This window comes from Sphingobacterium sp. UBA865, from assembly GCF_002295765.1.
GTDB lineage: Bacteria > Bacteroidota > Bacteroidia > Sphingobacteriales > Sphingobacteriaceae > Sphingobacterium > Sphingobacterium multivorum.
This window is the reverse complement of sequence record NZ_DBGB01000023.1, coordinates 136908-158826: the sequence shown is the minus strand read 5'-3', so window position 1 is coordinate 158826 and position 21919 is coordinate 136908. Positions and strand designations below refer to the sequence as shown.

The 21919-nt window shown below is 39.8% G+C and carries 18 protein-coding genes and 1 pseudogene; 17 read left to right on the top strand and 2 right to left on the bottom strand.

The window, feature by feature from the left end; all coding sequences use genetic code 11:
• Positions 1 to 14 precede the first annotated feature (14 nt).
• On the top strand, positions 15 to 1112 hold the full coding sequence (locus B2O97_RS14020; protein ID WP_070560832.1) for a DUF2891 domain-containing protein: 1098 nt from the start codon (positions 15 to 17) through the stop codon (positions 1110 to 1112).
• On the opposite strand, the gene B2O97_RS14015 is transcribed toward B2O97_RS14020, so the two are convergent.
• Positions 1101 to 1466: a winged helix-turn-helix transcriptional regulator gene (locus tag B2O97_RS14015; RefSeq protein WP_112374699.1), complete on the bottom strand. Its 366-nt coding sequence runs from the start codon at positions 1464 to 1466 to the stop codon at positions 1101 to 1103. The two genes, B2O97_RS14020 and B2O97_RS14015, sit on opposite strands and share 12 nt — an antisense overlap.
• A gap of 91 nt (positions 1467 to 1557) precedes the next feature.
• On the opposite strand from B2O97_RS14015, the gene B2O97_RS14010 reads away from it, so the two are divergent.
• The 10 genes and pseudogenes from B2O97_RS14010 to B2O97_RS13965 all read left to right on the top strand — a co-directional run bounded on the left by B2O97_RS14010 (position 1558) and on the right by B2O97_RS13965 (position 12952).
• On the top strand, positions 1558 to 1929 hold the full coding sequence (locus tag B2O97_RS14010) for a DoxX family protein (RefSeq protein ID WP_046676261.1): 372 nt from the start codon (positions 1558 to 1560) through the stop codon (positions 1927 to 1929).
• Between the two features lie 919 nt (positions 1930 to 2848).
• Positions 2849 to 3559 carry a membrane protein gene (locus B2O97_RS14005; RefSeq protein WP_046676263.1) on the top strand — a complete coding sequence of 237 codons (711 nt, stop codon included), beginning with the start codon at positions 2849 to 2851 and terminating at the stop codon, positions 3557 to 3559.
• Positions 3560 to 3574: 15 nt separating this feature from the next.
• Positions 3575 to 5809 (top strand): TonB-dependent receptor, encoded by a 2235-nt coding sequence (locus B2O97_RS14000; RefSeq protein WP_070560827.1) that lies wholly within the window; start codon positions 3575 to 3577, stop codon positions 5807 to 5809.
• Positions 5810 to 5887: 78 nt separating this feature from the next.
• Positions 5888 to 6334 (top strand): VOC family protein, encoded by a 447-nt coding sequence (locus B2O97_RS13995; protein WP_115048550.1) that lies wholly within the window; start codon positions 5888 to 5890, stop codon positions 6332 to 6334.
• A gap of 1016 nt (positions 6335 to 7350) precedes the next feature.
• Positions 7351 to 7938: a hypothetical protein gene (locus B2O97_RS13990; protein ID WP_070560823.1), complete on the top strand. Its 588-nt coding sequence runs from the start codon at positions 7351 to 7353 to the stop codon at positions 7936 to 7938.
• Between the two features lie 228 nt (positions 7939 to 8166).
• The gene (locus tag B2O97_RS13985; protein ID WP_286767580.1) at positions 8167 to 9513 is read left to right on the top strand and encodes a Gfo/Idh/MocA family protein; all 1347 of its coding nucleotides are present in this window, start codon (positions 8167 to 8169) and stop codon (positions 9511 to 9513) included.
• A gap of 222 nt (positions 9514 to 9735) precedes the next feature.
• Positions 9736 to 10563 (top strand): phosphatase PAP2 family protein, encoded by an 828-nt coding sequence (locus B2O97_RS13980; protein WP_286767579.1) that lies wholly within the window; start codon positions 9736 to 9738, stop codon positions 10561 to 10563.
• Positions 10550 to 12070, top strand: a complete 1521-nt coding sequence (gene eptA, locus B2O97_RS13975) for a phosphoethanolamine--lipid A transferase EptA (protein ID WP_159332925.1) — start codon at positions 10550 to 10552, stop codon at positions 12068 to 12070. Before B2O97_RS13980 ends, eptA begins: the two co-directional genes overlap by 14 nt.
• A 31-nt stretch (positions 12071 to 12101) precedes the next feature.
• A pseudogene (locus tag B2O97_RS13970) lies at positions 12102 to 12283 on the top strand (class D beta-lactamase); the annotation flags it as partial.
• A gap of 51 nt (positions 12284 to 12334) precedes the next feature.
• Positions 12335 to 12952, top strand: a complete 618-nt coding sequence (locus tag B2O97_RS13965; protein WP_070560817.1) for a class I SAM-dependent methyltransferase — start codon at positions 12335 to 12337, stop codon at positions 12950 to 12952.
• A gap of 72 nt (positions 12953 to 13024) precedes the next feature.
• Here B2O97_RS13965 and B2O97_RS13960 read toward each other — a convergent pair whose 3' ends face one another.
• The gene (locus B2O97_RS13960; RefSeq protein WP_070560815.1) at positions 13025 to 13366 is read right to left on the bottom strand and encodes a winged helix-turn-helix transcriptional regulator; all 342 of its coding nucleotides are present in this window, start codon (positions 13364 to 13366) and stop codon (positions 13025 to 13027) included.
• Between the two features lie 93 nt (positions 13367 to 13459).
• Between B2O97_RS13960 and B2O97_RS13955 the strand changes: the two genes are divergently transcribed.
• The 6 genes from B2O97_RS13955 (at position 13460) to B2O97_RS13930 (ending at position 21638) form a co-directional block, all read left to right on the top strand.
• Entirely contained in the window at positions 13460 to 13750 is a 291-nt protein-coding gene (locus B2O97_RS13955; protein WP_070560814.1) for a redoxin family protein, read from the top strand.
• Between the two features lie 10 nt (positions 13751 to 13760).
• Positions 13761 to 14564 carry a DNA alkylation repair protein gene (locus B2O97_RS13950; RefSeq protein WP_286767578.1) on the top strand — a complete coding sequence of 268 codons (804 nt, stop codon included), beginning with the start codon at positions 13761 to 13763 and terminating at the stop codon, positions 14562 to 14564.
• A 182-nt stretch (positions 14565 to 14746) separates the two neighbouring features.
• Positions 14747 to 17512 carry a TonB-dependent receptor gene (locus B2O97_RS13945; protein WP_286767577.1) on the top strand — a complete coding sequence of 922 codons (2766 nt, stop codon included), beginning with the start codon at positions 14747 to 14749 and terminating at the stop codon, positions 17510 to 17512.
• A 17-nt stretch (positions 17513 to 17529) separates the two neighbouring features.
• Positions 17530 to 18846: a DUF4876 domain-containing protein gene (locus tag B2O97_RS13940; protein WP_070560810.1), complete on the top strand. Its 1317-nt coding sequence runs from the start codon at positions 17530 to 17532 to the stop codon at positions 18844 to 18846.
• Positions 18847 to 18913: 67 nt separating this feature from the next.
• Complete coding sequence (locus B2O97_RS13935) at positions 18914 to 20467, top strand: DUF6850 family outer membrane beta-barrel protein (RefSeq protein WP_139144859.1); 1554 nt, start codon at positions 18914 to 18916, stop codon at positions 20465 to 20467.
• Between the two features lie 40 nt (positions 20468 to 20507).
• A complete protein-coding gene (locus tag B2O97_RS13930; RefSeq protein ID WP_286767576.1) occupies positions 20508 to 21638 on the top strand; it encodes a cytochrome-c peroxidase in 1131 nt (376 codons plus the stop codon).
• Positions 21639 to 21919 lie beyond the last annotated feature (281 nt).

Sequence of the window (21919 nt, the reverse complement as noted above, 5' to 3'; positions counted from 1 at the left end):
TAAAATAAGGGTTTATGAAGAAAATAATAGGGCTTCTTTGCATGTCCGTTGCTTTTGTTGCATGTCAAAATAATTCAGCGATCAAAGTAAATACGAGTTCAAATGATCAGCCTTTAACCTTGGATAGCGTTCAGGCCAAGCATCTGCTCAGTTTGCCACTGCATTGCATCGAAGTGGAATATCCCAATAAGCTGGGACAGGTACTCGGTAGTGATGGTGATCTAAAAGCACCGCGTACATTGCATCCAATTTTTTACGGTTGTTTTGACTGGCATTCTTCTGTACACGGGTATTGGTCAATTGTGCATATTTTGAAGGAATTTCCAAATTTGGATAGCTCAGGTGAAATTCGACGCCAATTGAACCGAAATATTACAGCAGAAAATGTGGCTGTTGAATTAGATTTCTTTCAAGATAAGAACAATAAGAACTTTGAGCGTACGTATGGCTGGGCTTGGTTGTTGCAGCTGCAGAAGGAATTATTAACTTGGGAAGATGCCGATGCAAAACGCTGGGCATCGAATCTTGAACCGTTGGTGAAACATGTGGTAAAATCGTATCAGGAATATTTGCCCAAATTGGTCTATCCGATCAGGACAGGCTATCATGATAATTCGGCCTTTGGCCTTTCGCTGTCTCTGGACTATGCAAGAAGCACGGGAAATGTGACGTTTGAAAAATCATTAATGACGAATGCTTCTCGTTTATACAGTCAGGATAAGAGCTGCAACATTTCTTTTGAGCCAAGTGGAAGCGATTTTCTTTCTCCTTGTCTTGAAGAAGCCCTTTGTATGAGTATGGTGCTGCAACAGGAGGATTACCGTAAATGGTTAAAGGATTTTATGCCAGATCTGTTTAATCCCGATTTCAATTTAGAACCAGGAATCGTGAAAGATCGAACCGACGGACATTTGGTCCATCTGGATGGACTTAATTTTAGTCGCGCCAACTGTTTAAACGGTATCGCCAAAGCGCTGCCTGAATTAAGTTATTTGCATAGGTTGGCGAATAAACATTTAAAGTATTCTTTGCCCAATATTACAACCAAGGATGATTACATGGGGTCACATTGGTTAGGTACTTTTGCACTCTATGCACTATCAAAGCATTGATTCGGGGAGATTATCTTCTCCCCATTTATCCATTAGGTTTAATATTTCCTCGAGCGAACGGCCGAGCTCGGTTAATTCATATTCTACCTTTGGGGGAACTTGCTGGTATACAATTCTATTAATCAGCTTGTCATGCTCCAGTTCCTTTAATTTGGCGATCAGCATACGTTCAGATATTCCCACGAGTCTTTTCCGCAACTCACTATAGCGGAGTTTACCTTCATTTAGCAAATAGGAAAGGATATTGATTTTCCATCTGCCACCTATGGTGGCCAATGTAAATGCAATACCACAACGGTCTTTCCAGTATAGCTCATTAATGTGATTGGTTGAATTCTCTTTTCGCGGGTTCATACAAACTTTTTTGTTGGTATCATACAATCTTGTATGTACTGTTATTCCTGCAAATTAATAAAGAAATTTGTAGGAAAACAAAAAGTATAACATGGAAACGATTAAATCAGTCGCTCATTGGTTGAGCTATGCGTACTACCTTTATGTATTTGGATATGCATCATTATTCAAAGTTTTTCAAAAGAGCGCCATGATGCAAAGCATGCAGTCCCTGGGTTTTAATAAGACTTGGACGATCATTATCGGAATAGGGGAACTAATGGGGGTAGTATTGCTCTTAATAGGTTTGTATAACCCGCAATTTAAGAATGCTGCAGTGCTGCTGTTGTTTCCATTTGCGGTTGCTGCGTTTACGGCACATATGGCGCATCAAGAGTATCATCATTTCTACAACTCCTTGCTGATGTGTGTACTTAGTATTGTGCTGTTGGCCACAGACAAAACCTTTAAAATTATACTTTAAATCCTGCGTCAGCTTTAGCATGATCATTAGAAAATTAGGATTATTTTATAGCTTAATTTTCTAATGATCCTATGTTTATCCGGAAGCAAGTGGTGCTGGAGATGCAAGAGGGAAAATAATGTGATAGACTACAATTATAAGCGGTATGGCAAGCCGGTCGATAGCCGAAAATATAGGAGCGACTTGATCGGTTGTAAATCGTGATTTGTGCTAATTTAACTCTGTTGATTTATGCTGGGATATTTTGTTTTTCTACCGTTTTATTGCGTTTTTATTGGTATAAGTAAAGTTTTCGCGCTGTTTTTTTTAGATATACATTTTTTAGCAAGTTAGAAAAAGACTATAAAATTCAAGATTTGTGCTACTCTACACGATCAAACTTATAATACATTTGATCTATCAATCCCATAGGGATGTTACATGCTATGTATAGGTATTTAAGACAACTTTTAATGGTTTTGTCCATTGTTTTTTCTGTCTGTTTTTTACAGGTAAAATAAACAAGGATGTCTTTTCACATACTGCCTATAAAAACACCTCAAAAACGGCAATAACTTCTTCACAATCCCATTTCGATTTTTATGTCGGATCGATCGAAGAATGCTCGTTCGAATGGCGTTATGATCAACATTTAGCATATGCCGTTCGGCTCTGTACCTTGGGACTGATTCTACCAATTTTCTTGCTATTTGCGGATAAGAAGTCATGGCATAGTTTTTATGAACTCCAAAATAAATATCTATCGAACAGGCTGCCAGACAGGTGTATCCTATACCATTCCTTTAAAATTTTCGGTTAAATCCCTTTTCCTTTTCGTGAATATCATCGGTTGGGTCGACAGACGGCTATAAAACCGATTTAATAAATCATTGCTTGAAGAAAGCGGCTTAATCAGCTGCTTTGCTATTAAATCATTTATATGAACACAACACTTTACGCATTAGCTATTACAGCTATTACGATCAGTTTTTTTCATACTGCATCGGGCCCAGATCATTATCTGCCATTTATTGTATTGTCCAAATCGAAAAAATGGTCGTTGGGGAAAACCATATTATGGACCATTATATGTGGGCTTGGGCATGTTTTCAGTTCGGTCATACTGGGGATTATTGGCGTTTATCTTGGATGGCAGCTCAATAAGATCAGCTGGTTGCAGGACGTGCGCGGCAATGTTTCGAGTTGGGCACTATTTATTTTTGGACTTGGATATTTGATTTACGGGATCTGGAAAATGTCAAAGAAGCATTCTCATAAGCATTTTGATGTGATGGGTGATGAGGTGTATGTGCATGAACACACGCATGGGAAAAGCACATCAGGGCATCATCACCATCATCAAAAAACGAAGGTAACGCCTTTGGTATTATTTGCAATTTTCGTCATGGGACCATCGGAACCATTGATTCCACTTTTATTTTTTTCAGGTGCTCACCGCTCAATGCCAGAGGTGATTACACTGATTAGCACCTTTACCATCACAACAGTGGCAACCATGGTTGGGATGGTCTTGTTGGGAATTTATGGTTATAATTTGCTCAACACCGAAAAACTTGATCGATATGTACACGCTATTAGTGGTGCTGTCCTCTCAATTTGCGGTGCGGGGATGTTATTTCTGGGATGGTAATTTTTTAAATAGGATATGAACAAACATCAAATCACCTTTTTTATAAGCCTAATGGCTACTACACACAGTTATGCCCAGCAACATGTAATTCAGGGAACTGTGAAAGATAAGGATAGTAAACAGAGATTAGAAGAAGTCAATATACGTTACCAACGTGGAATAAAACATAGTCATACAGCATCGAATGGTACTTTTTCCGTACAGCCGGGAATATTTCCGGATACTTTATTGTTGAGCCGGATTGGCTATCTCGATCAGGTATACATCCTAAAAGAAGCGAAGTCTCCGATTGAAATCGAGATGCAAAAAAATGAAGTGCAGTTGAGTCAAATTCAGGTGGATGCATTCAATAGCAGTAAAACATTGAGCAAAGTTGATTTAAGTAAGATTCCGGTTAATTCGGCGCAAGATCTGTTACGAAAAGTTCCTGGGCTCTTTATAGCACAGCATGCCGGTGGTGGAAAGGCTGAGCAAATATTTTTGCGTGGATTTGATAATGATCACGGTACAGATATTGCCATTACTGCAGATGGCATTCCCGTTAATATGGTCTCTCATGCGCACGGTCAAGGATACGCAGATCTCCATTTTATTATTCCAGAAACGGTAAAAGACATTGATTTTGGCAAGGGTGCTTATTATGCAGACAAAGGCGATTTGAACACATCGGGTTATGTTAATTTTACGACCTTGGATCATTTGGATCATAATCTTTTTAAGGTTGAAGGCGGTTCTTTTGATTCCTGGCGTACCGTGGCCATGCTTAATCTGCTGAATAACCATGAGCAGAATAAATATGCCTATGCCGCAGGAGAGTTCAATTATTCGAATGGTCCTTTTGACATCAAGCAAAATTTTAGTCGTGTCAATCTATTTGCGAAATATAATCAGTGGATCGATGAGAAACATTATATCAATCTCCAGGGGTCCATATTCAGTTCGGGTTGGAATGCATCGGGTCAGATTCCGGAGCGGGCTGTTCGTCAGGGACTGATTAGCCGTTGGGGTTCGATTGATTCTACAGAAGGCGGGAATACATCCCGCATGAATTTGGCGATGCAATACCGTGCGCTGATCAGTGATCAAGAAAGCTGGGAAAGCAATGTTTACTTCTCGCGCTATAAATTTCAGTTGTTTTCGGATTTTACTTTCTTTCTGAAAGACCCCATTCATGGCGATGAAATAGAGCAGGTTGATAATCGATACTTGTACGGTATCGAAAACAAATACAATCGCCAATTTCATTTTGATCATAGTCAGTTTTCTTGGACATCGGGGTTTGGGCTCCGAGTGGATGATATCAAAGATCTTCAACTGAACCATGTCTATCAGCGCGACGAATTATTGGATCGGCTTTCGCATATTTCGGGTGTAGAAATGAATCTTCATGCCTATAGCAATCTGGATTGGCGTATTGGAAAATGGACGATTAATCATGCATTACGTGTCGATCACTTGATTTTCAACTTGCATGATAAGCTGAAAAGTGATCCTGCAGGGCAAGAGGCTTCTGCAACAAGAATCAGCCCAAAGCTGAACTTTGGATATACGTTCAATCATAGCGCCCAAATCTATTTGAAAACGGGTATGGGATTTCATTCCAACGATATCAGGGTGGTGATGGAACAACAGGGAAAAGATATTATGCCCATTTCCTTTGGTGCAGATCTTGGCTTGATCTGGAAGCCAACTGATAACCTTTTTATTCAGCCTGCTTTATGGGGGTTATACCTGCAGCAAGAATTTGTGTACGTCGGGGATGAAGCTGTTGTAGAGCCTTCAGGCAAAACGAAACGTCTGGGGGCTGATTTGAGTCTACGCTATCAAGCTACTCCATGGTTATATTTTGATGGCGACATCAATTATGCGTACGCGCGGGCAATTGACCAACCTAAAGGCGAAAACTATATCCCGCTGGTACCTTCTTTAACAAGTACAGGGGGAGTATCTGTGAAGCTACCGCTCGGCATTTCGGCCAATTTGCGCTATCGTTATATGAATACAAAACCAGCGAAAGAAGATAATTCGGTACGTGCTAAAGGTTATTTGGTCAACGATCTCCTGCTTAACTATGGCGTGGGAAAATGGAATTTTTTGTTGCAGGCCCAAAACTTATTTGACACCAAATGGAATGAAGCACAGTTTGAGACAGAGACTCGATTAAGAAATGAACAACAGCCCGTTTCTGAATTGCATTTCACCCCTGGAACACCTTTTATGGTAAAAGCTGGCCTGAGCTATAAATTCTAAAGACTGGGTAAAGTGGTCGCCTTAAAATTTTCCTTTGTATCTTTAATAGGAATTATAAGTCCTTATAAATGATGTATTATGGAAAAGAGTAAGTTACTTCGAATGGATAATATGGGTATCGTGGTGGAGTCGTTGGACAACGCGATTTCGTTTTTTTCAGAACTTGGTTTACATTTGGAGGGAAGGGCACAGATTAAAGGGGAATGGTCAGGTCGAATAACAGGTCTCGGTGCTCAGCATGTGGAGATCGCCATGATGGTGACACCAGATGGGCATAGCCGATTGGAGCTTTCAAGATTTATTGATCCAGCGATAATTGCAGATCATAGAAACGCTCCGGTCAATGCCTTGGGCTATTTGCGGGCAATGTTTACCGTTGAAGATATCGATGATGTGCTGCGGCGACTCATTGACAATCATGGAGCTGTGCTGGTCGGGGAGGTGGTACAATATGAAAATGCGTATCGTCTCTGTTATCTAAGGGGAGTAGAGGGATTATTGATTGGTTTAGCACAACCGCTGTAAGGTAATTGATATGAACTGGTAAAAGACAGCTATAGGAATAATTACAAGGCAAGTGATAGGAATTGAATCTTTGTACGAAAAAAGAAAATTTAAGAAATTTCTATGTTTTACAAAATAAATAGGAAACTAAGACGTTATTGATACAAATACTTTTCATAAAATAGGTTAATATATGGCTAAGACCCTAGAGTTCCCCGCTCTAGGGCTTTTTTGTAATTATACGTCCGGGAATAACGAAATTTTGTACAATCTGTCTGGATCGCGTTCTTTCCTGATCAATAAAGCGAAATTTAGCTACTTGATGAAAGCCATGAGGAGGGCCTAAGAATCTATTTTTTAGATGCTGTTTTCAGCGATGAACTCGTCGTTATCACTGGTTTTGCAATTTTGCCCAAACTGGATATAAATTAGGCAATTTTTGAACATGTGGTCATTAGTATAATCACACATAAGACGAGTAATATAATAACAGATGTGGTGTAAAGCGTTCTTCTCATAATACTTTTTTTTACTTAGTAGTTTACAAAAGCCGTGCCTTTATTTTTAGAACTTGCAGTAAGTCTGGTTGTTGTAGCTTCGTGTCTACAAGGCGTCGATATGAATAAGGAAATGATATGTTTGAAAAGGCTTTTGCCGATGTCTTGTGCATCGATTGTGGAATTAATGGATCTGGTTCCTATTGTTCGTTTGAAACGATGTTTTTTTTGATAGTCTATAGACGATGAGAATACCCAAAAGCATTACAATTGTATAGGCAATAAACGCAATGTTTTCAGACTGATGTTCGCTACCCTTTGCAACACAACGCTGTCTGTTTGGTCACAGCGGCAGCGAAAGCAAACAACACCAGCGAAGCCACGTAAAATAATATTACTTTTAGGTATATGGTTTCTCTTTTCATTTTCTAACTGTTTGGTAAACGTGAATTTACACTATTTTTGAAGAAATAGTGAAGGTTATCTGAAAGAGTGGTGTGCTTTTTGTTTATAGGGGAGAAAGATTAGAGAAATAATAATATGAAGTATCCTTATTTAGGAATTAGTATGGTATGTGCGGCCCTAGCGAGCATGGCCAATTCAAAGGCTGTATTTGCCGGAGAGCAATTAGCTGTTCAACACATTGAATATGTGCAGGTAAATTCAGACTCATTGAAGGTTGAACAATTAGCAACAGCGCTGAGAAAGATGAAGCCTATCAGTTCGGCTGATTTTAAGGCAAAGTTCAAACCGGAAATCAATGGATTTAAGCTCACAGAGGTGACGGCTTTCGAGGATGCGGAGTCAGGATCTTACGCAACGGCAAACTATGTGAAGGGAGAGCAAAATATTTATTTGATGGTTACCGACGGAGCCGGTCCAGGTTCGGATCAGGTAAAGTTAAATTTGATGAACTATATCGACCTAAAATCAATTGAAGACCTAGGAACCAAAATGCAGGTTAAGCCTTACAAAGGTTGGCTGGCGTCTTTTGACTGGAGCATGTTTGAAAACGATGGTTTGACTAGCATTCAATATCTCGAATCAAATCGATTTGCAACTGTCTCTTCAGCAAATAATGTAGCAATTGAAGAATTAGAGAGTTTTTTGAATAGTTTTAGTCTATAAGAAAATTGGCACAGTCCCGGAACCTTTAATCAAAGCCGGGACTCAGTCCATCAAACCGATTTAATCCATTCCCCGACTGCTAATAGTCGTTAAATATCTATATCTTCCGAGCCTTTCTTTCCGTAATTTCCCAGATTATCCGCTCTATAGCTGCGCTTGTTGATGCAATATTTTATTGTTTATTGCTTATTTTTCTTATATTAGGTAATAAACCAGCAAATTGTGTCTATGTTCAATCTAAATCGGAGAAAATTTATTCAAGGAGCGGGAGCAGTCTTAACTTTATCCGCTTTGCAAGTTAAAGGTCTGTCGTTTAAAGATGCGATTAAAAATTTTCGGGTCGGATTGATCGGTGCGGGTTGGTATGGGAAGAGTGATTTGTTCCGTTTAATGCAGGTTCGGGATGTTGATGTTATCGCCATATGTGATGTTGACGACAACCATTTGCAGGAGGCGGGGCGATTAACTGCTGAGCGCCAGGTTTCAAAAAAGGTTCCAAAGCTTTATAGAGATTATAGGGAGATGCTCGCTAACCATAAATTCGATCTTATCCTTATTGGCACACCGGATCACTGGCATGCAAGACAGGCTATAGACGCGATGCGTGCGGGGGCTCACCTTTATTTGCAGAAACCCATCAGTGTGGATGTACTTGAGGGCGATGCCATATGGCGCGCGGCTAGAAAATATAACCGGAAAGTGCAGGTAGGGACCCAACGGCGGAGTACGGCGCATCTCATCGACGCTAAGAAGCGTGTGGTCGATAGCGGCCTGCTTGGTAAGGTTTCGCATGTGGAGATGTGCTGCTACTATCATATGCGGAAAAATGGTAACCCGCCTACACAACAAGTTCCAGAGTTCTTAGATTATGAGTTATGGACAGGACCGGCACCTTTACGAGCTTATGATGGTTTACCGCATGGCAGCTGGTGGCGAACCTTTATGGCTTATGGAAATGGGATAACCGCCGATATGGGAATGCATATGTTTGATACGGTACGTTGGCTTTTGCAACTTAAATGGCCCAAAAGCGTGAGTGCCAAAGGTGGTATTTATGTCCAAAAAGAAGGCAAATCGACGATTGCAGATACGCAGACCGCTCTATTTGAATACGAAGATCTTAACTGTGTCTGGCAGCATAGGACATGGGGAGCAGCAACAGACCCTGAATATCCTTGGGCATTTGTTATATACGGTGACAAAGGTACTTTAAAGGGAAGTGTGATGAAATATGAGTTCATTCCCATCGGAGAAGGTGAGACTATCCGAAAGGATGTTATCTTAGAAAAAGAGACGTTTCCTAAAGATCTGGAAGAGCATCGAATAGAACTGCATACAGCTCCGGCAACGCGACGACACATGCTCGATCTTTTATCAGCAATTGAAAATAATCACCTACCTGTAGCCGATATTGAAGAAGGCTATATCTCCACCGCAAGTTGCATATTAGCCAATTTGTCGATGCAGTTGAATCGGCCCCTGATTTATGATCCTACGCAAAAAATATGTATTAATGACCCTGAAGCAACTCAATTATTGCAGAGAGGGTATCGCAGTCCATGGCAACATCCGTAATAAAAATATCAAGCGACAGATACCGGCAAATGGAAAAAACGCACCCGTCAAAATATGCCATGCATATGGACAGACTTGGCATTTATCAATATATAGAACGTTCCTGACCTAACGGCAAAGTGATCCAATAGATTAAACAAAATATGTTCAAGCTTAAAATTCTAAATTTCTACAGAATTCGAACCGTTCTTTACTCGATTAAAAGACGAGTAGACGATGAATATGAATTCGACGATAATCCATAATTATGCTAGGCTTAGAAAACCCTTGTTCTTTCTACCTATACTTCTATTAGTTCTGCTCATTCTATTTCTCTATTTTAATCATGCATTGAATGTATATGGCTATACGGTCATTCAGAAGAATAGCTTTTTCACAATAAATGCTTACCTCGGACAATATCCAAATCTTGAGTCTAATTTTACACAGTTTGGAGATTGTTTAATTAGCCTGTCACTATTGAGTGTTTTTGTATTATATGCGCCTAAATTATGGGAAGCATTGATATCAGCATCGCTAATTTCAGCTTTTTTTTCCATTGTTTTAAAAGTGGCATTTGCTGTGCCTCGACCTGCAGCGGTGTTTAATCAAACGAGTTTTTTGATTACTGGTAAGATGCTTCTTGGTAACAATAGCTTGCCTTCGGGCCATTCCATTACGATATTTACAACGCTGACCGTTATCATGTATGCTTTTATGCCGCAACGATTGAGTTATAAAATAATGTGGTTTATTTGTTTAACATGTATTGGGTTAATGCTTGCTTTATCTCGCGTCGCGTTGGGAGCACATTATCCATTAGATGTAGTTAGTGGCTGTATTATAGGATATGTTTCGGGACTGCTCGGAATTTTTTTTAGCAGGGAATTTAAAATATGGAATTGGGTCAACGACCAACGGTATTATCCAATTTTCATTTTATTATTCCTCGTTTTCAGTATAGTATTGGTCAATAGAATAATTAATGATAATTTGCTAATATTTTATTTTACATTTATCTGCTTAATTAGTACACTTTATAAAACCATTACCGTTTATGCTAAAAAATAGCTTAAAACTAGTTCATTTTGTCCTTTTCATGAGTGTGTTGAATTTTATATTCTTCCATTTTCCATTTTATACTTTTGTTTTTAAAAATGTTGATTATAAAAGCTTTGGGGGCATTGTTCTCATCGGCAGTCTAATGGTTTTGATGCTGGTAATGAATGCTTTTGTACTTTATCTATTTTTTTCAGCCTCGCGTCGCTTCGGGAAATCGATACTTGTGTTGTTCTTTCTTATCAATTCAGTAGCCGTTTATTTTGTAAATACCTATAGCGTTATTTTGGATGAAACCATGATCGGCAATATCTTGAATACCCGTTATTCCGAGTCCAGCGGTTTCTTTTCCCTGAAATTGATCGTTTATCTCGTTTTTCTCGGTATTATTCCCAGTATCTTCATTATTAAAGCAAAAATAATAAAGGATAAACCAAAGAAGTTCTTTATCACTTCGTCACTTTCGCTATTATTTATCGTTATTTTAATATTCGCCAATGCGACTAATTGGTTATGGATCGACAAGAATTCGAAGACTTTGGGCGCACTTGCCATGCCGTGGTCTTATACCGTCAATATTTCGCGTTTTTACATTCACGAACATCAAAAAAATAAAAAAGAGATTTTATTGCCAGATGCGAAGATAACTGACCACAAAAAGACAGTGGTTGTCCTTGTTATTGGTGAATCTGCTCGAAGGGATAACTTTTCCTTATATGGCTATCAAAAGAATACAAATCCGCTACTTTCCAAAACACCCAATCTTTATCATTTTGACGCAACTTCTTGCTCCACCTATACGACAGCAGGAGTAAAATGTATATTGGAGCATAAAAATACAGATGATTTGTACGAAATCCTGCCGAACTATCTCTATAGAAATGATGTCGATGTGATCTGGCGAACAAGTAATTGGGGGGAACCACCTGTACATATTAAAGAATATGAAACAAATGATCAACTTGCCACAAATTGTAAGGGTGAAGGATGTGCTTACGATGAGGTACTTTTAACAGGTCTAAAGGAGCGAATATCCTCCAGTAAAAAAGATAAAATTTTTGTTGTGCTCCACACAAGTACAAGCCATGGGCCAACATATAGCAAAAAATATCCCGCTCAATTCGAGCTGTTTAAACCTGTATGCAATAGTGTTGAACTCGGGAACTGTTCTAAAGAAGAGTTGATCAATGCTTATGATAACACCGTTGTTTATACAGATTATATTTTACATAATCTGATTGAGGATCTAAAACAATTGAAGGAATATAATAGTGCCATGTTGTTCGTCTCGGACCATGGCGAATCGCTGGGTGAAAATAACCTTTATATGCACGGATTGCCGATGAGCATTGCACCAAAAGAGCAATACGAGATTCCCTTTATTGTTTGGGTTTCTGATCATTCAAAACAGTTGAAACCAAATAAAACGTTGACCCAAAATCACGTATTTCACAGTGTGTTGAAATTTCTGGATATGAAAAGCCCTATTTATGATGAAAATATGGATATTTTCGAATAGACAGGATTGCGGGTACAGTTTGGTCTAAAACGGATGGACTATGGCCAATCAGATCAATACCGGATGGTGGATAGGTTATGTTGAGCAAAAAGAAAAGATTTATTTCTTTGCAACGCGGCTTATTCAGGACCGCAAGTTCAATCGTCCTGATTTCTCGCGCTGCCGCAAAGAGATACGCGGAAAGTCTTTAAGGAGCTAAAAATTTTGCCCTAAACCTTAGGGCATTAGATATCAATCATCAAATTTTACCAGGACAATAGACAGATGGAAAATTTTAATCGAAAGAAGCATTGGGAAGACATATACGAAAACAAGCCGCTGGAATCAGTGAGCTGGTACCAGCCCAATCCAGAAGCATCGCTACATTTTGTAGAGCAAGCTAACCTTCCAAAAAAGGCGAAAATCATCGATATAGGTGGTGGTGACAGTTTCCTGGTTGATTTCTTGCTGAAAGCAGGATTTGAAGATATTACTGTATTGGATATATCCAACGCTGCAATTGAACGAGCGAAGAAGCGATTAGGGGATGAGGCGACTAAAGTCAAATGGATTGTTTCGGATATCTTGGATTTCGTTCCCGACGCAACTTATGATTTTTGGCATGATCGGGCCACCTTTCATTTTTTGACTGTTCGCCAGGAGATTGATCGTTACATCAAAATCGCAGATCAATCAATTGCGGTGGGAGGTATTTTAGTCGTTGGAACTTTTTCTGAACAGGGGCCAAAGAAATGTAGTGGCATTACTATTAAACAGTATTCAGCACAATCAATAAGCGATTTATTCCAGACATGTTTTAGGAAAATTGAATGTATGACTATTGACCATATAACACCCTTCGACACGAAACAGCATTTTGTGTTTTGCAGTTTTCGTAAATAGCTGTCATAGCTGGGGCGAACGCATTTCGTACAAATAGCGCATCGGTGTGTGGCTCGAATCTGCCCCTTTGTGCTAATTTTTATTGGAATTTTCCAATAAAAGTTCTCCCCAGGCATTTAATTTCCAGAGTACTTCCACTAAACTTTTCCCTAAGGGTGTCAATGAATACTCCACTCTGGGAGGAAGCTCATGGAAAGATTGTTTACTTAAAATACCATCATTGACCATTTCGGCCAATTGTTGGTTTAGCACCCGTCTATCAACTGTTGCAATACCACGAAGCATTTCACTTGGGCGTTTTTCCCCTTCATTGATACGCCAGACAATCGGAATTTTCCATTTCCCGCTAATCGCATTGACGGCAAATTCCAATGGACATATTTTTTGTTTTATTGCTTTCTCTGTTATACTCATAAAATTGACTTTTTTGCCCCATAGGGATAATAATATGCGGTATTGTGATTGTGCATTTACTTTTAAAACTTTGCAGAAATAACGTACAGCATCATGAAAAATTTAGAACACAAAATTGCTAAATTAAATGCGAATTTAGCTAATCTTCGTCTTGAAATAAAGGAAATATTTGGCAGATCCATTCAGGATCTTCAGTCTGGCGATCTAATCGAAAAGAGCCTGCAGATAGGGGACAAGGTCCCGAATTTTAGTTTGATGAATTCGCTGCATAGCAAAATTGAGCTCGGAAAACTTCTGGAGAATGGAACGGTTAGCGTGGCCTTTTTCCGCGGCAACTGGTGTCCTTACTGTAATCCCGAGCTAAGACTAATATTGATGCGTTAATCATACAGCTATGAGCAAAGTACAACGTAAAGGGGTAAGGCGGACAGCTGATATTTCAATAGACTGCCTAGCCAGTCTGAACCGCGGTGAGATTGAAACTGCAAATCTTGTAGAGTGGCTAGCTGTTGACCAACGGCTTTTACTTGCGCACATTCTTCAGCAGAATGCGCGCATTCACTACTTAAAGCCAATCTTGTTGCTTTTGGAGCAGTTACAGAAACCGACGGTAAATTCCATCAATGAAACGATCGGACGTGCGCTGTTCGACATGATCACACAAAATCGTGATAATACCTTCCTGACAATATTATTCAATCATCCTGCAGATCTCGTGCGTTGCTGGGCGACCTACGCGATTGGAAATGATAAACAGCTTGAAATTGAGGAACTGCTTTCATCAATACGTCCTTTTGCTGCAGATACACATTTTGGTGTACGAGAAATCAGCTGGATGGCCATCCGTAATAGGATAGCTTTTGATTTGGACAGGAGCATTACCTATCTGAGCCTATGGGCGATGGAGAAGGATGAAAATGTGAGGCGTTTTGCTACGGAGTCAACCCGACCGAGGGGCGTATGGTGTAAGCACATCGATCGGTTGAAGCAGGAAACAAGTCTAGCCTTGCCTATTTTAGAACCGCTAAAATCCGATCCTTCAAAATATGTTCGGGATAGCGTCGCAAATTGGCTGAATGACGCAAGCAAAAGCCAACCTGGTTTTGTTAGAGCACTTTGTCATCGTTGGGAAGAAGAAAGTAATACCAAGGAAACACACTACATTATTCGAAAAGCATTACGCACAATTTCGAAGTAAAAATTACCGGTATCAGTATTCTGTTTTTTGCGTCTTTCTAGTTCATATTTAATTTTTTATGCAGTAGTTTATTTAGAATTATTAAAAATAATTTGAAATTCTGTGTTAAAATACGTTACATTTGCATCTGTTTAGAATCATTTTAAATAGATGTGCCTTTTTGTGCGCTTTTATTCTCACTTATGAAAAAGCTCTATTGGAGTAGTTTTATTTTATTTTACACAATTGCAGTTGCGCATGCACAGTCGATATACATCCGGGGAAAGATCACTGATGGTAATAAGAAAGTCCTATTGGGAAGTACCGTTATTTTGGATCAGTTAGGATTCTCCAGTATGAGCGATGGGCGTGGTGAATATCGTTTAACCATCCCTAAAGAGCAGTATGGCAAACTTGTTACGCTATCGGTTTCCTACATTGGTAAGAAAAAGGTTGAAAGGACAGTCCTGTTAGATTCGATGCAAAAGATTGAAAATTTTTTGTTGCAAGATATGAGTCTTGCTCTTGAAGAAGTTGGGGTACAGGCGAAGAGAGGGGAGTTGAGCAACTCATCACTCGTATTTGATCGCGAAATGATTGAACGTTATCCGGCGCTAAGTTTAAACGATCTGCTGAACCGATTGCCAAACCGGAAGAATACAGCCCCTTCTGTGCAGGAGATGCAAAATCTGACGCTGAGAGGTGCTTTTAGTGAGACTACAGGACGATCGCGAGACGCGAATGAACTGAATAACTCCTTTGGTGTCGCTATCATAATGGATGACATGGTTTTGGGTAACAATGGTAATATGCAAGGGCGGAACGCTGGAATATTTGGCATGTCTTCCGCAACGAATGCAATTAGACCTTCAGATTATGGTTTAACCGGTCGACCGACAACGGGAAAATTCTATTCTGGAGAAAATGTGTTTAGCGGTCTGGATCTGCGTCAGATTCCGATAGAAAATATCGAACATTTGGAAGTTATTTCTGGCGTAGCACCGGCACGCTATGGCGATTTATCAAATGGTGCCGTTATTATCGAAAGGCAGGCTGGCAAGACTCCGGCTTTTTTTAGGCTTCAAGTGCGGAGCAATGCAACTTCATATGGTCTGTCTAAGGGAATGCAGCTCGGAAAAAAGCTTGGGACAATTAATGTGGATTTAGGTTATGTGCAGTCTTACGCAGACAATAGAGATAAGCTGAAACAATACGACCGCGTAAACGGAACTTTGATATGGACAAACTATTTTGGCGCAGATAAGCGTCTGAAACAAACCTTCTCAGGCTCTTACAATAAAGTTATTGATCAGGTCCGAAAAGATCCAGATGACCCACTCTCGAATGCCATTTCTTTTGGCGGCCGGGGTTGGAATGCTGCTAGCCGAACCAGTTACAAATTGGACCATAAATTCCTTAAAAGCATTAGTCTCAATGCAGGAATAAGTTCAACACTGCAGAAAACCTATCGGGAGTATTACTATAATGGTGCAGTCGTGCTTTATACCGATTCTGTGCAAACTGGAATTGTAGAAGGACAATATGCACCTGGTCAGTATACTGCGCTAGATCATGTGGATAATAGACCATTGAATTTAAATGCCCGATTGGAAGGAAATGCCATCGCAATTACCGGCGATATTATCCACAAAATAAACTTTGGAAGTAACTATAGTTATGACATCAACCGTGGAAAGGGGCGAATTGCAGATCCTTCTATTCCCAAAAAGGATCTTGGAGCGAGATCGGATAGGTATTATGATTTTTCATTAACAAACGCTTTGCAAAACCTGGGCTTGTATGCTGAGGATGCTATGCGGACAAAAGTATGGGGAAGGGATCTTAGCATGCGGGCGGGCGTTCGCTGGGATCTTATGAATGGTCACTCTTCCATCTCTCCAAGAACCAACATCAATTATTCACTTTCTAAATCAACTCAGATTGGGCTAGCATACGGCATATCCTTCAAATCTCCTGGATTAGCACAACTATATCCCGGGCCTACTTTTGATGAAATTATATTGCTCAACTCTTATAATGGTAAGGTTGACGAAAGTATGGCATTGATTTACTTGCGGCGTTATGAAAAAGATAATAGCAATCTCAAAAGTAGTGTAGGGCAAACGCTGGAATCATCGTTTTCATGGCATAAGAATGGGCATCAGCTACGTACGAATCTTTTCTATAAAAAAAATACGCGCGGAATCAACACGGTTACGGCTGATCAACTCATTGACTTGCCTACCTATTCGGCTACTGAGGTGCCCGGGGGTAAACCAATAGTTGAACAGACGGGGACGAGAAGCTATTTAATGTCCAATCTGTACTTTGCCAATAGTAATAAATCGTCCAATATTGGTGCGGAAGTCATGTATTCTACACCTAGAATTCAACAGATTATGACAACTTTCTCCGCTACTGCCGCATTTACCCTAGCCAATTCTAGTTCCAGTGCGCTGAGCCGTTTGAATTTTAATGCCGAAAAGGCAGCGTTAGATGACGTTATCCTTGGATTTTTTCCGTCCAAATCTACCAAGAACTATTTAAGTCGAGCGCAGTTACGAAGTTCAACTCATTTTCCCGCTTTGCGTTTGATTATTGAACTGAGTGCAGACTGTGAATTATTAAACTACAATAAATCTAATTACCGAGATATTATTCCTGTAGGATATTATACACGTGATTATACGTATCATATCATTGATCAATTTGATATATACAATCCGAAGCATCTCGAATTATACACAGCAAGGAAAAATGAAGCTGACTTGGTAAATATTGAAAACAACTACATCTACTGGAACTTTGGTCTCAATATGGCCAAGGAAATAGGCAAGAATATTTACCTGTCATTTAACGTCTATAATTTTCTGGATTACCAACCGCGCTTTTATAGGGAAGGAGCTTCTTCAGTGCAAGCCCCAAATTCATCTCCCAACTATGGCGCCCAACTGACTTATAAATTTTAACATAAAAACTAAACACAATGAAAACTCGTTACTTAATTCCTTTTCTCTTTTTACCTTTTATCTCCTGTAAAAAAGATAATACATCCGGTGTACAACCGCTGGATATTAAGCTGAATTTAAAATATGCTTCTGAAAATTTTAATACCAAGTTGGACTTAAGCAAGGTTATTGTTAAGATAACCAATCTGGCAACAAAAACCAGTGCTACATATTCTTCGTCCCAAGGTGTGGTCAACCTGACTTCTATTATACCGGGTGAATATGATATTGATGCTTCTATTACGATACCCAAAGCGCAATACAACAGTTTGACAGGAGAATCAAGTATTGAAGACGTGACATTCAATGCTTCGCTGAAAAAAATCAGTTTAACCAGTTCTACGACTTTGGATATGGAATTGGTTGCAGGTCTATTGGGCGACTTTGTCATCAAGCAGATTTACTATGCAGGTTCTGATAATAAAGAAGGAGCGGTATTCAGGGATCAGTTTTTTGAAGTTTACAATAATACAGAACGTGTTTTATATGCCGATAGTCTTTACTTTGGCCGGTTATGGGGAAGGCAATCTCCGACCAGTCAATCCGATTACTATCAATCCAATGGCCAATTGGATTGGAGTAAATCTTCAGGAATGGGCGGCTACGAATCAGAAAATACAGACTATGTTTACTTAAGAGATTTATTTATGATTCCTGGCAATGGAAAGACCTATCCAGTGGAACCTGGTAAAAGCATTGTAATTGCGCAAAATGCGCTAAACCATAAAGCACCGTTTGTTGGTAATAATGGAAAAGAAGTAGCCATCAAGAATCCGGATCTTACAGTAGATCTGAGTAAAGCTAATTTTGAGGTTTATTTTGGAGATATCCCTGGCAAAACTCCTTTTGCAACAGATATTGACAATCCGGCTGTTCCCAATGTGGAGATATTGGATTATACGGGGAATGACTGGATATTGGATAATTTAGGGCGGGATGCTTATGTTATTTTTAAGTACGCGAATCGTTCAGATGTGGAGAATTTGAAGAGCTATGCGGAACCGTCCATCAGTGTTCCGACTTCCACCGCAAAAAAATACAGACAGTTACCTGTCGGTTGGATTATGGATGCCGTAGAAGTACAGCCAAACACCAAGGACGCGAGAATTCCTAAAAAATTGACGGCGTCACAGGATGCAGGTTTTACTTTCGCACCATTAGGTGGCTATTCATCGCAATCTGTAATTCGCAAAACCGAAAAAACGAACAATGGAGTTCGTAAATTAAAAGATACAAATAATTCCACAGAAGATTTTATCGCGATAAAAGCAAATCCATTTGGATTTGGTGATTAATGAAAAACGGTTATTCCCAATACCAGCTTTTTCGTTGGAAAGCTGGTATTTTATAAAAAATACCTGAATGAAAAGTGTGAGATACATCATGTTATTTTGGGGGGCTTTCTTAGCCCACCACGCTGTCTTCGGGCAGAGTACGTCTAATTCTTTAGATTCAACAGCAGCTTTGACCTATTGGTATCAGCCATCATTTGTAGTAATGCATGATATGGCCATACGAAATAGGGTATGGATTCCTGAGGAAATCAAAAATAGATCTTCTCTATTTGGTATTCGGCACAGCAGGGGGCAAGGGGACTTTAAGGCGGCGCAAGGAACTGATGGGCTCATTCAATCCCAATTGTATACGGAAGGGAAGACCGATTGGCGCAAAACTAGCTTTTGGGGAAGATTTTCATATGACCGCTCCGCAGAAGACAGTACTGCTTTGCGCCATCAGTCACGATGGAATGTCGATGCGCCATTGTATTTTGGTTCGTTGCGAAAAAATAAATACAGTCGAGAGACCTATAAGCTCGATGCGGGAATCCAAAGAGCATTCTTCGATGCTAAGCTCCCGATTTCCCTGGGCATCGATTATCGATTAGGCTCTCACTACTCCAATAATGATCCCAGAGGCGATATCAAAGATATGAACCTGCAGTTTGAATTGAGTGTTGGTCACAATCTGCCAACATTTTCTTATCATATTGCTGGTATTTGGGGATATGGTTCTGAACGGGTCAACGTGGGCTATAAAAATGACAAGTATACAACCAATACAGAAGACCCATTGTATGTCAATTGGATGATGAACGGTTTTGGAAGTGCGAGTGAGCGACTAAAAGAGATCAATTACAACGATATTATTCACCGTAAAGGCGTCGGCGCGCATATCTTGCTGAAACCCAATGATAGGAATAAGATCTATTTTAATAGTCGCTATCTAAATGAAGAACAATCATTCAGACGAAATGATAACTCAAAACAGACCTATTTGTCCTTAAATGATTATAAAAAAGATATCGGATCAATCGATTTTTTATGGAGCCGGCAGATGCATCGTAAGCGATTGCTAAGAGTAGCGCTGCAGGGACAAATTGAAAATGGACAGGATTTTAATTATAGTTATCTAGCAAATAACTACACCTATCGTCGGCATGAAATTTCGTTTAAAACTCAATTAGCCGTACATCAGTATTTGTTTGAAGGCCATGCTGGTATGTATAAGACCGAGAAAAAAGATGGTGTTAGTGGTAACCAAATGGAATTTGATCAAGTTAAACTGGGACTGGGACTGAATCGAACATTCCGGCTCGGCCAGTCGGCCGATATAATAGGAACAATCGCCTATACTAAACAATGGTCACCAAGCCATAATCTCTACGTATCTGAGTTGAATACAGGGGATTTTGGGAAGCAGATACTGTATCAAGATTATCTTTACGACACCGCTCCAAGTAATAGCTGGAATATGTCCTGGGTATGGGGCACGCATCATGCAAAGAACAATTGGAGCATACAGCTCCAGATGGATTATCAGTGTAGGGGTAATTTGGTGCCGATAGACTATACGTTGTCAAGTGTACCGGGTAAAAATTGGTTTCTGGGTAAATTGGGGGTTTCTTATATATTTTAAAATAGTTATCGTACTTGTTTATAAGCATAATTAAGAGAGAATGAAAAAGCAGTTTTGTGTATTGGCCACTATTGTTGGTTTTGTGGGTTTGCTTTCTATGAAAGATCAACAGCAAGCCTTTGATGATGAGATACAGCTTTATTATCGACGGCCGGTGAGCGAATGGCCAAAACCAACAATTGATGTAGGGGCTCATTGGAATGAATTTAAGTCTCTACCCAAGATCGATACCGGTTATTTTTCTTTAATGGAAAAGCCTGATGTGAAGTTGGGGAAATATCTTTTTTTTGACCCCATTCTATCGGGAAGCAATCAGATATCCTGTAGTAGCTGCCACAACCCCCAGACTTCCTGGGCTGACAAGCTTACCGTACCAGTTGGTAATGATCATCTTGAAGGCACGCGTAATACGCCATCTTTGCTCAATGTGTATGCACGCAAGGAATTGTTTTGGGACGGTCGTGCTGGCTCATTGGAGGAACAAGCGTTGGGTCCTATTGAAGCTCATCATGAAATGGATATGGAATTGACAAAACTGATTCCCAAGCTAAAGGCCATCCCCGGATACAACAAATTGTTTGTGGATGCTTTCGGGGAAACCGATTATTCGATGCCGGAGGTACTGAAAGCCTTGAGTGCTTTTCAACGGACATTAACAAGTAGAAGAAGCCGTTTTGACGAGTTTTTAGATGGCAATTATAAAGTGTTGTCTGATCAGGAAGTGCGCGGTCTTCATTTATTTCGCACCAAAGCGCGCTGTATGAATTGTCATAATGGTCAATTTTTTACCGATGATCTGTATCACAATATTGGTCTCACCTATTACAAACGGAAATATCAGGACCTGGGACGATACGAGATTACAAAGGATCCTGCTGATGTAGGACGTTTCCGTACACCATCCCTACGTGACGTGATGAATACCGATCCGTGGATGCACAACGGATTGTTTTGGAATATGACCGGTCTGTTGAATATGTACAATAGTGGTATGCAGATGAATTCCGCTACTGCTGAGCAGAAAGCAAAAGATCCAGTTTATCCTGTAACTGATCCATTGATGCAACCCCTAAATCTGACAAAAGATGAAATAAAAGATATTGAGGCCTTTTTGCACGCCATCACAGGGACTTCTTATCGTATGCGCCGTCCCGAAAGTTTACCGAGATAGATGACAGCCGAACAATCGTGAAGCTGTGTTTACATACTGTTCGACATGCTATATTGAGAGTGGGGCAACTTCAGGATAGCTTCTTGCACAAAAAAGGTTATCCAGCTATTGGATAACCAATGTTTTAAACAGATACTGGTAGGGTGTTTATTTTTCCAAATATCCTGAATTATAGTGACTTATAAAGAAATTTTAAAAAGATGGAAGTTTCTCTTTCTTTTAAATACGGCCAAGAGGTTGATATATGGTTACACTTTTCTTACTTCTCCTGTAAAAAAATA